This is a genomic window from Pseudomonas sp. BO3-4 (assembly GCF_034044115.1).
Lineage (GTDB): Bacteria > Pseudomonadota > Gammaproteobacteria > Pseudomonadales > Pseudomonadaceae > Aquipseudomonas > Aquipseudomonas alloputida.
Genome location: NZ_CP139018.1, coordinates 4,445,731 through 4,464,443, shown reverse-complemented (window position 1 = coordinate 4,464,443; position 18,713 = coordinate 4,445,731). Strand labels below are relative to the sequence as shown.

General features: G+C 63.7%; 12 protein-coding genes and 4 tRNA genes. 7 read left to right on the top strand and 9 right to left on the bottom strand.

What is annotated here, in order from left to right; translation table 11 throughout:
- The first annotated feature begins 10 nt into the window (after positions 1-10).
- The 7 genes from REH59_RS20580 to REH59_RS20550 all read left to right on the top strand — a co-directional run bounded on the left by REH59_RS20580 (position 11) and on the right by REH59_RS20550 (position 3,848).
- Positions 11-1,222, top strand: coding sequence for an O-succinylhomoserine sulfhydrylase (locus tag REH59_RS20580; protein ID WP_003247208.1), 1,212 nt, complete (start codon positions 11-13; stop codon positions 1,220-1,222).
- On the top strand, positions 1,219-1,992 hold the full coding sequence (locus REH59_RS20575) for an SDR family oxidoreductase (protein ID WP_014859298.1): 774 nt from the start codon (positions 1,219-1,221) through the stop codon (positions 1,990-1,992). Before REH59_RS20580 ends, REH59_RS20575 begins: the two co-directional genes overlap by 4 nt.
- A gap of 219 nt (positions 1,993-2,211) precedes the next feature.
- Positions 2,212-2,287, top strand: a tRNA-Val gene (locus tag REH59_RS20570).
- A gap of 65 nt (positions 2,288-2,352) precedes the next feature.
- A tRNA-Asp gene (locus REH59_RS20565) sits at positions 2,353-2,429 on the top strand.
- 99 nt (positions 2,430-2,528) lie between these two features.
- Positions 2,529-2,605: transfer RNA gene (locus REH59_RS20560), tRNA-Asp, on the top strand.
- A 141-nt stretch (positions 2,606-2,746) separates the two neighbouring features.
- A tRNA-Asp gene (locus REH59_RS20555) sits at positions 2,747-2,823 on the top strand.
- A gap of 200 nt (positions 2,824-3,023) precedes the next feature.
- Entirely contained in the window at positions 3,024-3,848 is an 825-nt protein-coding gene (locus REH59_RS20550) for a DUF2242 domain-containing protein (protein WP_014859521.1), read from the top strand.
- A gap of 290 nt (positions 3,849-4,138) precedes the next feature.
- On the opposite strand, the gene REH59_RS20545 is transcribed toward REH59_RS20550, so the two are convergent.
- The 9 genes from REH59_RS20545 to REH59_RS20505 form a co-directional block, all read right to left on the bottom strand.
- Complete coding sequence (locus REH59_RS20545) at positions 4,139-5,179, bottom strand: AraC family transcriptional regulator (protein ID WP_014859522.1); 1,041 nt, start codon at positions 5,177-5,179, stop codon at positions 4,139-4,141.
- Positions 5,180-5,183: 4 nt separating this feature from the next.
- Positions 5,184-6,302, bottom strand: a complete 1,119-nt coding sequence (locus REH59_RS20540; protein ID WP_003247213.1) for a nitrilase-related carbon-nitrogen hydrolase — start codon at positions 6,300-6,302, stop codon at positions 5,184-5,186.
- A gap of 172 nt (positions 6,303-6,474) precedes the next feature.
- On the bottom strand, positions 6,475-9,030 hold the full coding sequence (locus REH59_RS20535; RefSeq protein ID WP_014859523.1) for a fimbria/pilus outer membrane usher protein: 2,556 nt from the start codon (positions 9,028-9,030) through the stop codon (positions 6,475-6,477).
- An 83-nt stretch (positions 9,031-9,113) separates the two neighbouring features.
- Positions 9,114-9,860 carry a fimbrial biogenesis chaperone gene (locus tag REH59_RS20530; protein ID WP_012053264.1) on the bottom strand — a complete coding sequence of 249 codons (747 nt, stop codon included), beginning with the start codon at positions 9,858-9,860 and terminating at the stop codon, positions 9,114-9,116.
- 71 nt (positions 9,861-9,931) lie between these two features.
- Positions 9,932-10,531, bottom strand: a complete 600-nt coding sequence (locus tag REH59_RS20525) for a fimbrial protein (RefSeq protein WP_014859524.1) — start codon at positions 10,529-10,531, stop codon at positions 9,932-9,934.
- Positions 10,532-10,648: 117 nt separating this feature from the next.
- Positions 10,649-11,296, bottom strand: coding sequence for a response regulator (locus REH59_RS20520; RefSeq protein WP_014859525.1), 648 nt, complete (start codon positions 11,294-11,296; stop codon positions 10,649-10,651).
- A 69-nt stretch (positions 11,297-11,365) separates the two neighbouring features.
- Positions 11,366-14,584: a hybrid sensor histidine kinase/response regulator gene (locus REH59_RS20515; protein ID WP_014859526.1), complete on the bottom strand. Its 3,219-nt coding sequence runs from the start codon at positions 14,582-14,584 to the stop codon at positions 11,366-11,368.
- A gap of 84 nt (positions 14,585-14,668) precedes the next feature.
- Positions 14,669-15,862, bottom strand: coding sequence for an EAL domain-containing response regulator (locus REH59_RS20510; RefSeq protein ID WP_320450346.1), 1,194 nt, complete (start codon positions 15,860-15,862; stop codon positions 14,669-14,671).
- On the bottom strand, positions 15,859-18,666 hold the full coding sequence (locus tag REH59_RS20505) for an ATP-binding protein (RefSeq protein WP_014859528.1): 2,808 nt from the start codon (positions 18,664-18,666) through the stop codon (positions 15,859-15,861). The genes REH59_RS20510 and REH59_RS20505 overlap by 4 nt, the downstream gene beginning before the upstream one ends.
- Positions 18,667-18,713: the final 47 nt, after the last annotated feature.

The following is an 18,713-nucleotide window of genomic DNA, read 5'->3' as shown; positions in this document are numbered from 1 at the left end:
GAGCGACGGCATGACGGATCAATGGGATGCCGGGCGACTGGACAGTGACCTCGAGGGTGTCGGTTTCGACACCCTGGCGGTTCGCGCTGGTCAAAACCGTACCCCGGAAGGCGAGCACAGCGAAGCGCTGTTCCTGACCTCCAGCTATGTGTTCCGCACGGCAGCCGATGCTGCTGCGCGCTTTGCCGGCGAAACGCCGGGCAACGTCTATTCGCGCTACACCAACCCATCCGTGCGTGCCTTCGAGGAGCGCCTGGCGGCCATGGAAGGTGCCGAGCAGGCCGTGGGTACGTCCACCGGCATGGCGGCGATCCTGGCCGTGGTCATGTCGCTGTGCAGCGCCGGTGACCATGTGCTGGTGTCGCAGAGCGTATTCGGCTCTACCATCAGCCTGTTCGAGAAGTACTTCAAGCGCTTTGGTCTACAGGTGGACTACGTGCCACTGGTCGACCTCACCGGTTGGGAAAAGGCCATCAAGGCCAACACCAAGCTGCTGATCGTCGAATCGCCCTCCAACCCGCTGGCCGAGTTGGTCGATATCACTGCGCTCAGCGAAATCGCCCATGCTCAGGGTGCCATGCTGGTGGTGGACAACTGTTTCAGTACCCCGGCGTTGCAGCAGCCGCTGAAGCTGGGTGCCGACATTGTGTTCCACTCGGCCACCAAGTTCATCGATGGCCAGGGCCGCTGCATGGGCGGTGTGGTTGCCGGCCGTACCGAGCAAATGAAAGAGGTGGTGGGTTTCCTGCGAACCGCAGGTCCAACCCTCAGCCCGTTCAACGCCTGGATCTTTACCAAGGGCCTGGAAACGCTGCGCCTGCGTATGCGTGCACACTGCGAAAGCGCTCAGGCCCTGGCCGAATGGCTGGAGCAGCAGGACGGCGTGGAAAAGGTGCATTACGCCGGCCTGCCCAGCCACCCGCAGCACGAACTGGCCAAGCGCCAGATGAGCGGTTTTGGTGCAGTGGTCAGCTTCGAGGTCAAGGGTGGCAAAGAGGGCGCGTGGCGTTTCATCGACGCTACTCGGGTGATTTCCATCACTACCAACCTGGGTGACAGCAAAACCACCATCGCTCATCCGGCGACCACCTCACATGGTCGCCTGTCGCCGCAGGAGCGTGAAGCGGCGGGTATCCGCGACAGCCTGATCCGCGTTGCCGTGGGCCTGGAAGACGTGGCCGACCTGCAGGCTGACCTGGCGCGCGGGCTGGCGGCATTGTGATCGAAATCAGCGGCAGCACCCCGGGCCACAATGGCCGGGTAGCCTTGGTCACGGGCGCGGCCCGCGGCATCGGTCTTGGCATTGCCGCATGGCTGATCTGCGAAGGCTGGCAAGTGGTACTGAGTGATCTGGACCGCCAGCGTGGTACCAAAGTGGCCAAGGCGTTGGGCGACAACGCCTGGTTCATCACCATGGACGTTGCCGACGAGGCCCAGGTCAGTGCCGGCGTGTCCGAAGTGCTCGGGCAGTTCGGCCGGCTGGACGCGCTGGTGTGCAATGCGGCCATTGCCAACCCGCACAACCAGACGCTGGAAAGCCTGAGCCTGGCCCAATGGAACCGGGTGCTGGCGGTCAACCTCAGCGGCCCCATGCTGCTGGCCAAGCATTGTGCGCCGTACCTGCGTGCGCACAATGGGGCGATCGTCAACCTGACCTCTACCCGTGCTCGGCAGTCCGAACCCGACACCGAGGCTTACGCGGCAAGCAAGGGCGGCCTGGTGGCTTTGACCCATGCCCTGGCCATGAGCCTGGGCCCGGAGATTCGCGTCAATGCGGTGAGCCCGGGCTGGATCGATGCCCGTGATCCGTCGCAGCGCCGTGCCGAGCCGTTAAGCGAAGCTGACCATGCCCAGCACCCAGCGGGCAGGGTAGGGACTGTGGAAGATGTAGCGGCCATGGTTGCCTGGTTGCTGTCACGCCAGGCGGCATTTGTCACCGGCCAGGAGTTTGTGGTCGATGGCGGCATGACCCGCAAGATGATCTATAGCTGAGCACCTTGTTTAAACCGCGCCGGCCTCTTCGCGGGTAAACCCGCTCCTACAACGGTTAATGTCCGACTGTAGGAGCGGGTTTACCCGCGAAGAGGCCGGCACAGGCAATAACCTCACGTTGCCTTTTTGAAAAAAATTCAATGGGGCTATTGACTTAGCTTCGCCACCTGCGTAAATTTCGCGGCCTCAGCGAAGCAAACGCAACAAGCAACATCGCGAGGGTGATTAGCTCAGCCGGGAGAGCATCTGCCTTACAAGCAGAGGGTCGGCGGTTCGATCCCGTCATCACCCACCACTTCCTGAGATGTTCCTGGAGCATCGGATTCGCAAGAAGCCGATAGCCAGAGAGGAACGCACTGCGCAGCGGTAGTTCAGTCGGTTAGAATACCGGCCTGTCACGCCGGGGGTCGCGGGTTCGAGTCCCGTCCGCTGCGCCATTTTTCAGTAACAGATGGGTGCCTGGCACCGGTCTGAAGCCACAAGGCAGACGCCTTGGGCTGATCCCAGTTTCAATCGGGCGCAAGCCTGAACGATACGCAGCGGTAGTTCAGTCGGTTAGAATACCGGCCTGTCACGCCGGGGGTCGCGGGTTCGAGTCCCGTCCGCTGCGCCATCTTCGCTTCAAGGTCCCTAGAACACCTTGAAGCAAACACAAGAGAAGCGATCGTGTTATCGCTTTTTTTGTGCCTGCCCTGAGGCCATCGCGCCGCAAGGGTAGACCCAGGTTTCAATCGGGCGCAAGCCTGAATGATACGCAGCGGTAGTTCAGTCGGTTAGAATACCGGCCTGTCACGCCGGGGGTCGCGGGTTCGAGTCCCGTCCGCTGCGCCATCTTCGCTTTAAGGCCCCATGAACGCCTTGAAGTAACGTTAAAGCGACCTTCGGGTCGCTTTTTTCGTTGGTGCGCCTGGCAAGTGCCTGCCTTTACCCAGATTTACACCAACCTGACAGATTCTTCACCGACCAGCGGTTCCTGTGCCTGCCTGCTGTGTTGCACAATAGGCACTTTCCCGACATACCCGGAATTCGCAATGACCAGATCTTCCGTCTTTGGTGCGCTCGGGCTGGCCCTGGTGCTGGCGGGCGTGACCGGTTGTTCCTCGAAAAAAGCGGCCGTCTACGAGCACGAGAACTTCGATGACTCGGGTACCTTCTCGCGCAGCTTTCCGGTGAGCGATGCTGGCTCTTGCGAGGCCGCCCGGCGTGCTTTGCTTAGCCAGGGATACATCATCACCAGCAGTGGCGCCAACCAGGTGGTGGGTAACAAGAGCTTTCAGCAAAACAGCGAGAACCACCTGCAGATCAGCTTCAATGTCACCTGTGCGCCGGACGTGAGCGACGATCAGCGCTCGACCATGTTCGCCAACGCCCTCCAGGACCGCTATGCGCTGAAAAAGTCCAACACCTCCGCCAGCCTGGGCGTGGGGGTGCTGGGCTCGGTGTCGATGCCGATCGGCTCCAGTGACGACTCGATGGTCAAGGTAGCCAGTGAGACGGTGACCGCGGCGCAGTTCTATGACCGTTATTTCGCCTTGGTGGAGAGCTACCTGCCCAAGCCGAAAAAAGTGAGCAAAGCCAAGGTCGAAGAGCCAGCGCCGAAGGTTGAAAAACCGGCGGCTGACCTTGGGCTTCCGGAGCAGGCTGCGGCGAACCCGGTGGCGCCGGCCCCGGCAGCTGCGCCGTTGGTTGAAGCGACGCCTGCACCTGTGGGGGTAGCCCCGGCCAGCGAGGCGGCAGCGGCGCCGGTGGTGGATGATAGCCAGGGTTCGCAGCCTGTGGCCCCGCCGGCGGAAGCTGCACCCATTCAGGTGCAGCAGGATGCCCAGCCGGTCGAAGCCGCCGCCCCCTCCCTTTGATGGGTCGCCTGAACCGGCCTTTTCGCCGGCAGCCCGCGAAAGGGCCGGTTCAGGCTGTAAACATCCCCTGTTACAGACGCCCCGCGATAACTTCCTGAACACCTGCTACGTTTACCACTCATAAGCTTGTCATCATCCCTTCATCCCACCTGCTTAGGCTGAAGGCGATACCTACAAAGGCAAAATGAGCAAAGAGGACGCAGGGCAATGGATGAATACCAGGAAGAACTACTCGAAACCCAGGCTTACGAACTGGACACCCCGGAACCGGCCGACGACGCCACCGAACTCTAGCCCGGCTGCCGCTGGCTGCGGCGGAACTCCCCCGGCGTGAGGCCCGTCCAGCGCTTGAATGCGCGCTGGAAGGCCTCGGCCGAAGCAAACCCCAACAGATAGGCAATCTCGCCAAAGGCCAGCGCCGTGTCACGGATGTAGGTCTCGGCCAGGTCGCGCCGTGTTTCGTTGAGCAGGTCGCGAAAACGCGTGCCTTCCTCGGCGAGCTTGCGGCGCAAGGTCCAGCTTGGCAACTGCAAGTGCAGCGCCACTTCTTCCAGGTCCGGTTCACGGCCGCCATTGAGCAGCGGGCCCAACAGGTGGGTGATGCGCTCACCCAGGCTGCGCACCCGCGTGCGCTGCAGCAGCTCTGCCTCGCACAGTTGCAGCAGGTGCTGCCAGGTACTTGGGCAATGCCCTGGATTGGCCAGTTGCAAGGTGGCGCGGCTCAGACGCAGCTGATTGCCGTCGGCGGCGAACTGCACAGGCGTGCTGCAGAGCGGTTGATAGCGCGCGGCATAGGAGGGTGCGGCAAACTCGATCTCCAGGCGTTCAGCCTGCACTGGGGTGCCGGCAAGGTCGGTCAACTGGGCCAGCCAGCCGGCCAGCAGTGAGTCGACCACAAAGCGGTTGTAGTCGTTATACGGGCTGATGGAGTAGAAGCGCAGCCAGGCGCCCTGGGCATCTTCCACAAAGCGGGAACGGCCACGGTAGTTGGCCGCGTAAAGCGGCTCGAAGCGAAGCAGGGTGCGCGCCGCCTCACCCAAGGTGGGGGCCTGGGCCGCGGTGACCCCGGCCAGGCCAGCATGCGCCAGACGGCTCAGGCGCCCCATACGCAGGCCTAGAGCAGCCTCGCCGCTCATTTCGATTGCCGCGTGGCCCAGATGCATGTAGCGGGGGATGGACAGGCGTGCGCCGGCTTCGCCCAGGCGTGTCGCGTCCAGGCCGTAGCGGCGCAGCAATGGTTCAGGGTCGTGGCCCAGCTCGCGTAGGGCTTCGCTCAAAGGCTGGACAAAACCCACCGACAGTTCGCCCAGGCGCACGCGGGGGCGGGCCATGGGCTTACAGCCACACATTCAGCAGGCGGGCACCTGGGCTGGGAGGGGCGGCAAGCAACGCTCCCGACTGGCGGGCAAAGCCCTGGCCATCGCTGCCCTGTTCCCAGAACTGCCCGCGCATGAACACGCTCATACTGCTGATGTCGGTTCCGGCCACTTCGGTCAGGCGTTGCCAAGCCGCCTGTTCACTGACTTCGCCGCGCTGCAAGGCCAGCCCGGCGCTGGCATCCTGGTGGCGATTTCCCCGCCAGGGTGCTTGCCAGCTGCCCTTGCCACTGAGAAACGCTGGGTTGGCGATCAGTTGTACGGCTTGTTCAGTCAGTTGCTGGTGGTTTTCCGGGTACCAGCTGTCACTGCCCACCAGTATCCCCAGGCGCCCGGCCGGGGTCTGCACGACCTGCAGCGGGTGCTGGCGGCCGTCGTGGACGTAGCGGCGCATTTCACTGTCGGGATATTGCTGGCGCTGGGGCTGTCCCAGTAGCGAGCCGTCACCGGCAAACACCACACTGCTGTTGAACAGCGGGCCACGGCCGGTATGCAGTACGCCTTGTTTCACATAAGGTTCGGGCAGCACGATCGAACCGGCCACCAAGGTGACGCCAAATTCCTTGGCCAGGCCACCGAACAGCTGCTGGTAGTCTGCGGCCATCTGCTCGGCCTTCATGCGCAAGTGCGCATCGGCGCGCCAGTCGTCGCCGTCAGCGCCAAGAACCGCGAGGCCATAGCGCAGCGGGTTGCTCAGTTCCAGCCATTGTTGGGCTTCGCGGCTCTGGGTAACTTGATACAGCTCGCTCTTCTCTCCGCGCGCCCACAGCCAGGTACCGATGTGTTCCGGCAGCACCACCACCGTGCGCGGGTTCACCAGGCCTTGGGCGCGGGCTTGCTCCAGATAGGCTGCGAGCTTGCGGTGCAGGCGTTGCAAGTTCTGATAGTCGCCCGGGTACAGCAGTGGTTCGACACCGAGCAGGTTGCCGTGCTCGCCCGGGACGCCATGGTTAAGCGCCAGTTCGATGCGCAGGTCGGACAGGTAGTGGCCTTCCGGGCGCTGTTGGGTCCAGAAACCGTAGCCGCAGAGGGCGGCGATCATCACCAGCGCCAGGGCGCTTGCCAGGAGTTTTCGCATCAAGCGTGGGTATTCGCTAAAAATGGAGTGGCCATGCGGGAAATCAAGGACATGGTGCGGCCTTATTCATCAGCATCGGAATCCTTGTTGCGCTGCCTTCTTGCAGAGTCGCGTTTGATCATACCAAAGCTACCGGGCGCTTATGAGCATTCTCTGCAGACAAGAGCGGGTGTCACGGCCGGCAAGCCAGGCGTTGACGTTCATAGTTAACTGCCTTGTCCCGTTCCGGAAGGTTGTAAGGTGCCGAACACTGGCGCTCACCCCACTTGATGGTCAGGCTGCCCTGGTCCTGTTCCAGGAGTAACAATGCCTTGCCGCTCGGGTCGGAAATTGCCAGTTGCTGGCCCGCAGCGTCCTCGACCGAGGCCCCGAACGGTATCAGTTGACCGCGCTCGTCGAACAGCTCGAACTGCACCCGACGCCCGCTCTTGCCGGTATAGCGGGCCAGCACCACGGCACCGCGGCGAGGCACCAACTGCTGGGTGGCGTTGTCGATTTCGATGTCGCCCCCCAGGTCACTGGTGTCCAGGCTGATCCAGTTGACGCGATAGGGCTGGGCGCTGGGGATCACCGCATAGCCATTGTGCCCGGTCTCCACACCGCTATAGCTGCTGATCTTTGCACCCTTCACACCCGGCACTTCGGCCAGGGCGAAGGTCTCACTGAGCGACTGGCCGAGGTTGATGCCGCCCTGGTGGGCAACCACGGCGCCGGCAATGTTCAGGTTCTGCGAGTCGTAGCCGCGCCCTTGGCTATAGCCCAGGCTGATGTCGGCGACCGAAGTGCGGGTGTTCAGGTTGGCCGATGCCGAGCTGCCGCTGGTGCGGCTGTGGCCGCCCTGGATCGAGTAGAAGGTGTCGCTGGTCTCCGACAGGTAGCCGTTGATGCCGGCCTGGGTGGTGTCGTTTCCCTTCTGTGTGCTGGTGGTGACGAACGCCCGCGGTGCGCGGGCGCGGCTGCCGAGTGGGAACGATACCGACAGGTTGAGCTGGGTATCTTGCCCCGAAGGGCCTGAGTTCCCCAGCTCCTTGGTGCGGCTGACGTCCAGGTTGTAGGAGATCTCGCCCCAGTTGTTGCTGTATCCGGCGGTCAGGCTCTGCGAACCGCCGCGGTTCCAGTAGCGCTGGTCGGTGGCCGTCAGGTACAGGCTGCCGAACGCGCGGTTGCGGCCCAGGCTCTGGTTGATGGTCAGGTCGGTGCGGGTCTTGGAGTTGCCACTGCGCTTGATCGCGTTGGCGCTCAGGTCCTCGACATGCTGGGTGAGGGTACGGAAGCCCTCGGTGGAGTAGCGGTAGGCCGCGAGGGTAAAGTTGGTGTCGGTGCCGGTGAACGTCTTGGCGTAAAGCGCCCGCAAGCTGTTGCCCTGGGTGGTCTGGCCCTGGGCCTTGCTCGAGGAGTGGGTGACATCGAGCGAAAAGGCGCCCAGCAGTGTGTTCAGGCCGCTGCCCACGGCCATTGCCTTATAGTCTTGGGTGGCTTGCAGGCCAACGACGCCCGTCACGGTGTTGGTCAGGCCGTAAGCCAGCGTCGTACTGAGCATCTGCGGCGTGGCCAGGCCCTCCGTGTTGCTGTTGTAGCGTCCAGCGGACAGGCTGTACTTGACCTGACCGCCACGGACCATGAGCGGCAGGCTGGAGAAGGCCTGCACGGTGACCCGCCGACGGCCGTCGGCCTCGATGATGGTGACTTCCAGGTCGCCATTGGAGCCGCTGGGGTAGATGTCGCTGATCTCGAACGGGCCGGGCGGCACGTTGGCGGTGTAGAGCACGTAGTTGTTCTGGCGAATCTCGACCCTGGCGCTGGTCTGCGCCACGCCACGCACCACAGGTGCGTAGCCGCGCTCGCTGTCGGCGCGCATGCCTTCGTCCGAAGCCAGCTTCAGGCCCCGGTAGCGCACGCTGTCAAACAGGTCGGTGTCGCTGAAAATGTCACCGGCGCTGAACTGGCCTTTGAGCGCGGTCACGTCGTGCTGCACATAGCTGCGGTTGCTCTTGAAGGTGTCCGGCTGCCCGGTGCCGCTGCTGAAGTTCGATTCGTTGCGCAAGCGCCAGCTGCCCAGGTTGATGCCGTTGCGCAGGCTCAGGTTGTTGGCGATGCGGGTCTCGGCATCGCCGGCGCTGCGGCTGGTGTTGAACTGATAGTTCACGAACGCCGCAGACACCCCTGCGTCCCACAGTTGCGGGTCGACGTAGCCGCGCAGGCCGCGTTTCATGGCGACCTGCGGGATGCTGGCGGACAGGCGCAGGTGACCCGAGTCGTAGCTCAGGCTGGCCTGGTCGATCAGTGCGGCCAGGTCGTGGCAGGCCGAGGCGGTATCCAGGCGCCCCTGTGCCTTGAGCTTGTCCATGTCGATACCCAGCTGCTCGAGCAGTTCCAGGGTCAGGCAGGGTTCCACCCGCCCAGTCTGTGGGTGGCGGTTGAATTCGATGTCACGCCGGCCTACCAGCACTTCGTTGCTGTACAGGTCTACCCGGTAGTTGCCCGGCAGCACGCTGTTGGCCGACAGCAGCATTTGCAGGTCGACCGCCGATTGCGCGCCCTGCAGAAAGGTGGTGTTGAAGCCCTGCAGGTGGGCGGCGTCCTGCGCCGATGCAAGGCTGGGCAGCGCGGTGCAGATGACCAATGACAGGGCGTTGAGCTTCCAGGCCGGACGAAGCGTGCCGCCACTGAACGCGTGCGCGCCTGCATCGGCTCCCTCGACGGGGTGGGGGGCGATGGACAGAGACATACCAGAAACCTATTTCATATCCCGGCACGGGCTGGGCACGGGGAGGCCGCACGCGACCAGGGCACGAGGTGGGGGCTACGATTTCACAAGGTGATGGCGGGTTCGGCAGGCTTGGCGCTACCCGGCTGGGCAGTGTTCAAACGCAAGGAATATCCATGTTGGGCGCCATAGTCGTTGATGCTCTTGAACGTCAGCGTCAACGGGCCGTCCACCTGGGAAAATACCGAGGTGAATGTCTTTTGTTCGCCAGGGGCGATCATGGTCGAATCGGCGTTAAGCACGGTTTGTTTCCCGCTTTTAAGTTCGATATCGGCCATCGACACGTGATACAGGCTGGGGTTGTTCACGGTCAGTTGTGGCTTCCCGGCGCGCTGGGTCAATTGCCAGACCAGTTGTTCGGGGGCCAGCAGGGCATTGCCGGGCAAGTTGGCCGGGCGGAAGAAAATCTTGATACGTTGGCGCACCGCCAACTGCAAGGTATTGGCCTGGGTACTGGCTTGCGGAATTTCCTGGACATTGAGCCAGACCACCGACTCGCGATCGGTCGGCAGGCCTTGGCCTTCATAGAGAATACGCAGCAGTTGTTCCTGCTTGGGCAATACTCTGGCCAACGGTGGAGTAATGGCGAACGGTGCCTGTGCACGGTCGCCGGCATCTACCCAGGATTGCACCAGGACTTCCTGGTTGCCATTGCGTACGATGACATTGGCTTCTTTGTGCGCACCGTCGAACACGACGCGCGTAGCGCTCAGGGAGATGCTGGCAGTTGCCTGGGCGGCGACGAGCATGCCCAGCAACCCGAGAACGGGGTACAGAGAACGACGCAACATGGTTGGGTACCTTGCGGGGCGAAGAAGTGGCGAGGCTGGTCAGCCTCGCGCAGGGAGCAGCGGCGAAGTGATTACTCGTACTGCAGGATGAACGGCAGGGTGGCGTCACCGCGACCGGCGGTGGCAGTGCCGGCGGCGCCCGTGGTGACGTACGCCGCAGAGAAGCTCAGGGTGGCGTCGCCGCCCTCGGCGCCAGTGCCGTGTACGTCGCTCTGGATCTTGGCAGTGGCAGCCGAGCTCAGGTCGATCAGGTTGCCATTAGGGTCGAGCAGGGCAATGCCAACGTTGGCGGCAGTGCCGGTGCCTTTGGTCAGCGCCAGGACTTTCTTGCCGGTCACCAGGCCCGAGCCGCCGCTGTTGGCATCGAAGATCATCGCCACCTTGGTGCCGAGGTTGCAGTTGACGTTGAGGTTGAAGTCCTTGCCGGTCACGCGGCCAGCTGTCGGGTTTTCGGCGGTGCCCATGTCTTTGATCGCGACGCTGCCCATGTCCACGGCGATCACGCGGTCGGCGTTGGCGCCATCGACCGAGCAGGCGTCATTGTTGATTACGCCGGTGAAGGAAATCTTGCCGCTGCCACCGGTGACTGGCCCGGTGGCCTCGACGGCCAGTGCACCGGCCGAAGCGGTCAGGAGCGAGAGGGTCAGGGCGGCCAGGGAAAATTTATTCATATTGATGTCCACATGAGAGTGAGTAAGTGCTGCAACTTAATGCACGCTCACAATAAGTCAGGTGGTTTCTCTGGCCCATCAGACGAATCTTAATGGTGGGGCAATGACGCGCGCTAGTTAATTAAAGATATGACTCGCCAGGCAATAGGCCAACAATTCCTGATCGCTGTTCACTTCAAGTTTGCGCATCGCGGAAACTTTCTGCGCACTAATGGTCTTGGTGCTTCGATGTTGGCTGCGGGCGATCTCACTGACACTTTGTCCGGCAACAAACAGGCGCAGTATTTCGAATTCCTTGGGTGACAGGTTTTCCACCCGTTGATCGATGGCGGTGTTACAGGCGACCACCGACTGCCTTGCCGGTGCCGGCGCCCGGTAGGTGCTGTTGCGGGCGACGGCATTGAGGGCCTTTTCGATTTCGCCATGCAACTGGCTCTTCTGGATCACGCCGTCCACGCCCAGTTCCTGCAGCCGTGTCAGGATCAGCGGGTTGGAAATCATCGTCAGCACGAGGATGCGGACAGCGGGATAGTGACGTTTGAGGTAGTCGATCAGTTTCAGGCCGTCACCGTAGGGTGAGTCTGCCGGCATGTTGTAGTCGGAGATGACCATGTCCACGGGTTGGCGTTCGAGCAGTTCGATCAGCCCTTGCGAACAGACGGCTTCGCCGACCACGCTAAAGCGTGGGTCGCGTTCGACCAGTTCCCTGACGCCGAGCAGCACGATGGGGTGATCGTCGGCGATGATGACCTTGAGTTTTTCCATAAAAGACGACCCGTTAGCCGGTGCGGATGGGAGGGTTGTTTCCATGCGCTATCAGCGCTGAAGTTGATTCTATGCGAGGGCATCGAGTATTGCTGACAGCCTGTCCAGCACCCCCCCCAGCTTATCGGCCAGGGCTGCGTCGAGCGGCGACTCGGCCAGCGCGGTTTCCAGCGCACAGCACTGCTCGGCCAGGGGCCGGGACTGTACCGCGCCCAGGGCGCCGGCGATGCTGTGCAGGCGCTCGCCAAGACGCCGCTGGTCGCCTTGCTCAAGGGCCAGGCGCAACTGCTGCATATCCTCGCGCAGGGTGGTGATGAACAGCGCGCGCATGGCGTCGGACACTTGCACGGTATCGGTGGCTGCAGGGGAGCGGGAGGGGGAGGCGCTGAGGCTGTCCGCTTGCGGACGGCTGGGCGCTTCGGCCAGTGCTGGCCGACACAGACGGACCAGATGGCTGCGCAACGCCTGCAGGCTCAACGGTTTGACCATCCAGGCATTCATGCCCACCTCGAGGCAGCGCTGGCCTTCTTCTCGCAGTGCATTGGCGGTGACGCCGATGATCGGCAACCGGGCGTCGTGCTGGCGCAGGGTCCTGGCCAGTTCGTAGCCATTCATCAACGGCATGTTTACGTCGGTCAGGACCAGGTCGAACTGGCCTGGCTGCCAGCGTTGCATGGCCTGTTCGCCGTTGGCCGCGACCACCGTGGTGCAGCCCAGCGCCTCGAGTTGCTCCTGCAGGATCGCCTGGTTGATCGGATTGTCCTCGGCCACCAGGATATGCAGGCGCAGAGCGGCGCGTTGCTGTTGCGCGGTGTTCTGGTCATCGGGCGACCCGCCCTGGCGCACGACCGCGATGAGCTGGGCGATGGCCCGCACGTCATGCAGGTCTACCCGCCAGCAGCCGTCGACGAACGCGCCGGGGGTAGGGCCGTCGCTGCTGGCGCAGATCCGCTGGCCATGCCAGGTGGCGGCGTCCGGGCAGTCGAGCAGGTCTACCAGCAGGGCCTGGTGGTTGTCCTTCTCCAGGGGTGGAATCGTCAGGGTCGCGGCGATACCCAGGCGCTGCAGCCAGTCGACGCCATGCTGGGCAAGCTCCGGTATCGGCGCGCGCACATACACCGGGGTCGGGTCGGGCACTGCGCTTGGGCTGTCGCTCAGCGCCCCCTGGGCCAGTGGCAGGCTGATGTTGAGGGAAAAGCTGCTGCCCAGCCCCGGCTCACTGACCACCTTGATCTGGCCACCCATCATGTCGGCAAGCCAGCCGCAGATCGGCAGGCCCAGGCCCGCACCGCCCTCGCTGGAGGCGTCGGCGACCTGGTAGAACAGCTCGAAGAGCCTGGCCTGCTGTGCCTGGGAAATGCCAATGCCGCTATCGGCTACCTGCCATTGCAGGCGCACGTGGGTGTCGTCGAGCGCCAGCACGCGGGTGCGCAGCACCACCCGGCCGGTGTCGGTGAACTTGATGGCGTTGCTCAGCAGGTTGTTGAGGATCTGGCGGATGCGTATCGGATCGCCCACCACCTGCGCCGGCAGGCGGGCGTCATGGCAGGCATAGAGCAACAGGCCCTTGCGCTCGGCGAAGGCGCGATAGGTGCGCACGGTGTCCTCGAGCATGTCCAGCGGGCAGAACGGCACGGGTTCGAGCGCCATCTGCCCGGATTCGATCTTGGTCACGTCGAGCACGTCACTGATCAGCTGGAACAGGGTTGCCGAGGAGCGCTGGATAGTGTGCAGGTAGCCTTTCTGGCGTGCATCCAGGTGCGTCAGGCCAAGCAGCTCGAGGGTGCCCAGCACGCCGTACAACGGGGTACGGATCTCGTGGCTCATGGTGGCCAGGAACAGGGTCTTGGCGGTGTTGGCGGCGTCGGCGGCGCGCCGGGCTTCGTCGAGCGCCTGGGCGTCCTCGACATGGCGGGTGACGTCGTTGAATGCGTAAAGGCGCACGTCTTCGCCGTGGTAGCGGGTCGACACGAAACCGACCTGCAGGTGGCGGCCTTCGACCTGCAGGTAGTGCTCGCCACTGCGGGTGTTGCCCACTGCCGAGGCGAGGGTACTGACCAGCTCGCGGGTGCCCTGCCATTGCTGCGCCCGCTGGTTCTCCAGCAGCACCTCGTTGTCGGCGCTGCGGATTACGCACAGGCCGGTCGGGGCGGTGTCGATGACCACCCGGCTGAAGGCCTCGCTCTCGGTGATGACCTCGTGGGCCGCGCGCGCAGGCAGGATGACCTGGCGCTGATACCAGCGGATGGCCACCCGGCCCAGCCCGATGAGGACCAGGAACGTGGCGGCGATGCTGGCCAGCGACCAGAACGCGTAACGGAAGAAGTGCCGGTAGGTCACGGTGTAGATCGCACTCCAGCCACCGTTGGCCTGTTCGTGGAGACGGAACACCAGGCCTTCGGGCTTGATGTTGAGGCCTTCATGCACCCCCTTCAGGGGCGTGGGCGCGCCGATCAGCACCTCGCCGGATGGGGTGATGAGGTTAAAGTGGTCATACACGGTCCAGTCCATGATGCGTTCGAAATCATCGATCTGGGCCAGGTCCACCAGCGACGCCACTTGCGTGGCTTGGCCCTCTGCCTTGCCCGAGCGCAGGGGGACGTTGGCGTAGGCCAGCACGCGTGGCGGGGAGGCCTGGTCCGGCTGCTCGACATAGCTGCGCCAGACGATCCTGCTGCCTGGGCCCCAGTCCTTGTCCTGAGGCTGGCGCACAATGACCTGCCTGATCACATCGATGAACGGTTCATTCTCCAGCTTGCCCCGCCCGCGTCCTGCGGCGGGAACCGTGATGTCGTAACGGGCATCCGGCGAGAACAGGAACACCTGTGGCGAACGGTACGGAGAGGCCGACCAGAACATGCTGTAGAAGCTGGCCAGGTTCGCCCCCAGGGTGAAGATGTCCGATACTTCGCGGTCAGCCAGGTTGCGTGGGTCGAATTTGAGGCTGAACGGCATGGAAAATGGAAAGATCTGGCCCTTGTAGATGTCCGGCCCTTCCTCGGGCATGGGTGCCAGCGCCGGCTCGAGCGCACGTGGGTAGTCGAGCAGCTCCCCCTTGGCGCTGCGTTGCACGAGGGCCTCGAGGAAGGTTTCCTGCTCTTGGACATTCTCCATCAGCCGGGCGAAATGGATGCTGACCGTATCGCTGTGTTCGTCGATCAGGCGCTCGAGCGACCAGAGACTGAAGCCGGCCAGCAGCAGCGCCAGGCCCAGCAGGACGGTCATGCCTTTGTTCAGGCGCAGAGAGCTGCGGGCCAGGTTTTCCAGCAGGGCGTTGTACTGTTTCATGCAAGGGTCCGCAAGGGCGTGGGGGCATCGATACCCAACGAATATTACCTTTGATGCCCGGCCGGCGCTGTGGGTTACAGCCGGTCAGTAGGCTGACGGGGGACCGTCGTTGTGCAGCAGGCGCTGGAACTGTTCCGCCGACACGGCATGGGCGATCAAAAAGCCCTGCACCTGGTTGCAGTCGACCTTGCGCAGCATTTCGAGCTCCTGAGGCGTCTCGACCCCTTCGGCGACCACGGTGAGCCCGAGCTTGCGACCCAGGGCAACGATGCTGGCCAAGGCCGAGGCCAGGGTCTCGCTTTCATCGCAACGCTGCACCAGCGCCCGGTCTATCTTCAGTTCGGTGAAGGGCGTCGAGACCAGGCTCATGTACGAGCTGTAGCCTTTGCCGAAGTCGTCCTGGGACAGGCCGAAACCTTTCATGCGCAAGCGGCAGGCGCCTGCATAGAAGTTGCTCAGCTCTTCGGGAATGGAACATTCCATCAGCTCGAAGCACAGCTTGCCGGGCACGCCTTGGTGGTGCAGGACGAATTCCAGCAGCCGGTCGGCCAGGTCATGGCTATTCAGCAGGTGGGTCGGCAGGTTGATCGAGACCGGGATGTCATAGCCCCGTTCGCGCCAGCGCGCCTGGGCATCCATGGCTTGCTTGAGCATCACCCACAGCAGCCTTTCCTCCAGGCCAAAGGCATTGATCGTTGGCAGGAAGGTGCCTGGCAGCAACACCCCTTGCTCCGGGTGCATCCAGCGCACCAAGGCCTCTGCCGCGACGATGCGACCATTGTGCAAGGACTTCTTGGGTTGGAACCAGGCCTGAAAAGCTCGGTTGTTCAAGGCATCGACCAAGGTCTGGCGATCGAACTCGGGCGTGGCCGGTACCGCCTGGGCCGGTGCCTGATGGTGCAACTGCAATTGGTCGATCAGGCTGCGCAGCGCGGCGGGTTCGACCGGCTTGGAGATCAGCCCGAGCACGTCCACGCCGAGGTTCTTGGCCACCAGGCTCGCCGCCATGAGCATGCGCCGCGAGGCCACGCTCATGATCGCCAGGCCTGGCTTGTGGCGCAGGCCGGCAAGGTGCTGGATGAATTGCACACCGTCCATGCCGGGCATCAGCAGGTCGGTCAGCACCAGGTCGAAGTCACGCTGGCGCAGGCGCTCCAGCGCTTCCTGGCCATCCCGGGCCGCTTCCAGGTTGAAGCTGCCAAGCTCGCTGAACAAGTGTTGCAGGTACATATGCTGGAAGGGGTGGTCTTCGACGATCAGGATGTTAAAGGTCTTCAAGGGCTACCTCGATACGGGGCCAGGCAGTTGAACAGGACTTGCAGGTTGAAGGGCTTGATCAGGCAGCGATCCATGCCGGCGGCCAGGCACAGTTCTTCCTCGCCGCGCAGGGCATTGGCAGTGGCGCCGACGATGGGGCGTGTGCAGCCCAACTGGCGCAGGGCCCGGGTCAGTTCGTAGCCGTTCGTGCCGGGCATGTTGACGTCGGTCAGCAGCAGGTCGAAATGCTCGCGCTGCCAGGTTTGCAAGGCCTGCTCGCCATCGTTGACCAAGGTCACGCTGCAGCCGAGCTCCTCGAGCTGGTCGCGCAGGATCAACTGGTTGATGACATTGTCCTCGGCAACCAGCACGTGCAGCCCGAGCGGCTCGGTCAAGGGGGCCGGCGCGGCGGGGTCCCTGGGACGGCGCAGGCCCTGGGCCTGGCCGACAGCATGGTGCAGGGCGCCCAGGTCGTTGAGGTTGACCTGCCAGTGACCGGCCTCGTGCCGCGCCTCCCAGCAGTCCTGGGCGCTGGCCTGGATTCGCGGGCCGGGCCATTCGGCGACCAGCCAGCGTTCGACAGTGCCGGGATGCAGCTCGACCAGCAGTTCGCCGGGCAGGGCGCTGCCTGGCGCCGGCGCGCCGACCTGCGCACGCGCCCCCCAGCGGCAGAGCCAACCACTGATGGCTTCAGCCAGTTCGTGTACGGGCGATACCACGTGAATGCGTTCGCCCAGCAGGTTGAACGGGGCGCTGGTGCGGCCTGACGCCACTTCCAGGGGTAGGGTCAGGCTGAAGCTGCTGCCCAGGCCCAGCTCGCTGACCAGGCGCAGCTGGCCGTTCATCAATTGCGTCAGGCGCTGGCAGATCGGCAGGCCGAGCCCGGTGCCGGGGATGACCTGGCTATGGCCTTCGGTCTGGTAGAAAGGCTCGAAGATGAACGGCTGGTCCTGTTCGGCGATGCCCTTGCCCGTGTCCGAGACCTGCCACAACAGGCAGGAGCGTTCGCCGTCGCGGTTGAGCAGCCTGGCCCGCAGCACCACGCGGCCGCAATCGGTGAACTTGACCGCATTGCTCAGCAGGTTGTTGAGGATCTGGCGGATCCGGTTGACGTCGCCGATCAGGTGTTCCGGCAGGCGTGGGTCCAGGCAGCTGTAGAGCTGCAGCCCCTTGCTCCTGGCTGCCGCGCTGTAGCCCTGGACCACCTCGCGGACCAGGTCCGGGGCACTGAACTCGCTGAGTTCGAGGGCCAGCTGACCGGCCTCGATCTTGGACACGTCCAGCACGTCGCAGATCAACTGCAGCAAGGTTGACGAGGAGCCTTCGATTGCCCGCAGGTAATCGCGCTGCTGGGCGTCGAGCACGGTGCGCGACAGCAGCTCCAGGGTCCCCAACACGCCGTACAGCGGTGTGCGGATTTCGTGGCTCATGGTCGCCAGGAACTGGGTTTTTGCTTCGTTGGCGGTGTCGGCCGCGCGCCGGGCGTCGTCCAGCGCGGCCTCGATCTGCTTGCGTGCGCTGATGTCGCTGAACGCGCAAAGCAGCACCGGCTCGCCCTTGTAGCGGGTTGGCGAGCAGCTCAGGTACAGGTGGCGCCCTTCGGCGCTCTCGAAATAGTCGCTGCACTGGCCTTCGTGTCGCTCGAAAGCCTGCTCGATCCATTGCGCGCTACGCGCACCGCGTGCCGGGTCCTGGCCCAGCCACTGCTGGGCCAGGTGGTTCTCCAGCACCACCTGGCCATCGCTGCGGCGCAACACGCACAGGGCGACAGGTGCGGTTTCGATGACGTCGCGGCTGAACATCTCGCTTTCCACCAGCGCGCGGATGCGTTCAACCGTGGGGGTGAACAAGCGCTGGTCGAACCGCTGGATCAACACCCGAATCAAGGTGATGCTGAGCACGCAGAACAGCAAGGCACCCAGCAGCTGCTGCCACAGACCGGCGAGGATCGCGGACAGGTCGATCGCGTAAACCAGTTGCCAGTCCGAGGACATCAACGGCTTGCTGATGACCAGGTACTCTGGCAGGAGCCCCTGGCCGGCGAAGCCGAAGAAGTTGTTACCCACGGGATGGTGCAGCGAACGGTCCAGCGCCGGGCCTGGGGTGTTGCTGAACACCAGCATGCCGTCGGCATTGAACATCATGAACTTACCCGCGCTGGCATCCTCGAGCGACGGCGACACTGCATGGCTGTCGATCTCCAGGCCCAGCCAGCCAGAGCCCGGGTCGCGTGCGTCCAGGCGCAGGAAGATGAACAGGCGCGAACCTTGGGCACCCTGGTCGGCCAGCCACAGTTCCCGAGGGGCCGTGCCCCGCTGCCCAGCAGCCAGCAGCTGCTCCAGCAGGGCAGATGAAGGCAGCGAGGCCTGGGCGTCAGCGTTGTACAGCCAGCGCATGGGGGCCTGCGCCGCTGTGTCGACATACAGCAGGTTGACCTGTCGGGCCTTGAGGTAGGCACACATACGCTGGGTCAGCCACAGGCTCCAGCGCTTGCCTGGCTGGCTGCCCAGTTGCAGGTGCACTTCCTCGCCCGGTGCCAGGGGCAGCCAGTCGACACCCGGCGCCGTTTGACGCACGGCTGCCAGGCTCAGGCTCTCCAGCAGCGCCTCGCGGTTGGTGAAGAAGGTATGGGCCTCGGCGATCGCGCTGCTCATGGCACCATGGCGCCGAGCGATATCGGTGTTGAAGGTAAAGGACAGGAAATTGTAGGCCGCGCCGAGAATGCCGGCCGATAGCACGATTGCCAGCAGCCGAAGCAGGCGGCGTGCTGCCTCGGGGTTGGAGAGCAGGGGGTTGATCTGTTGCAGGTAGGCTTTGAGTCGCATCCCGCAAATGTAGGCAGGCCGCTGGCAACTGGACATCAGACGATCCT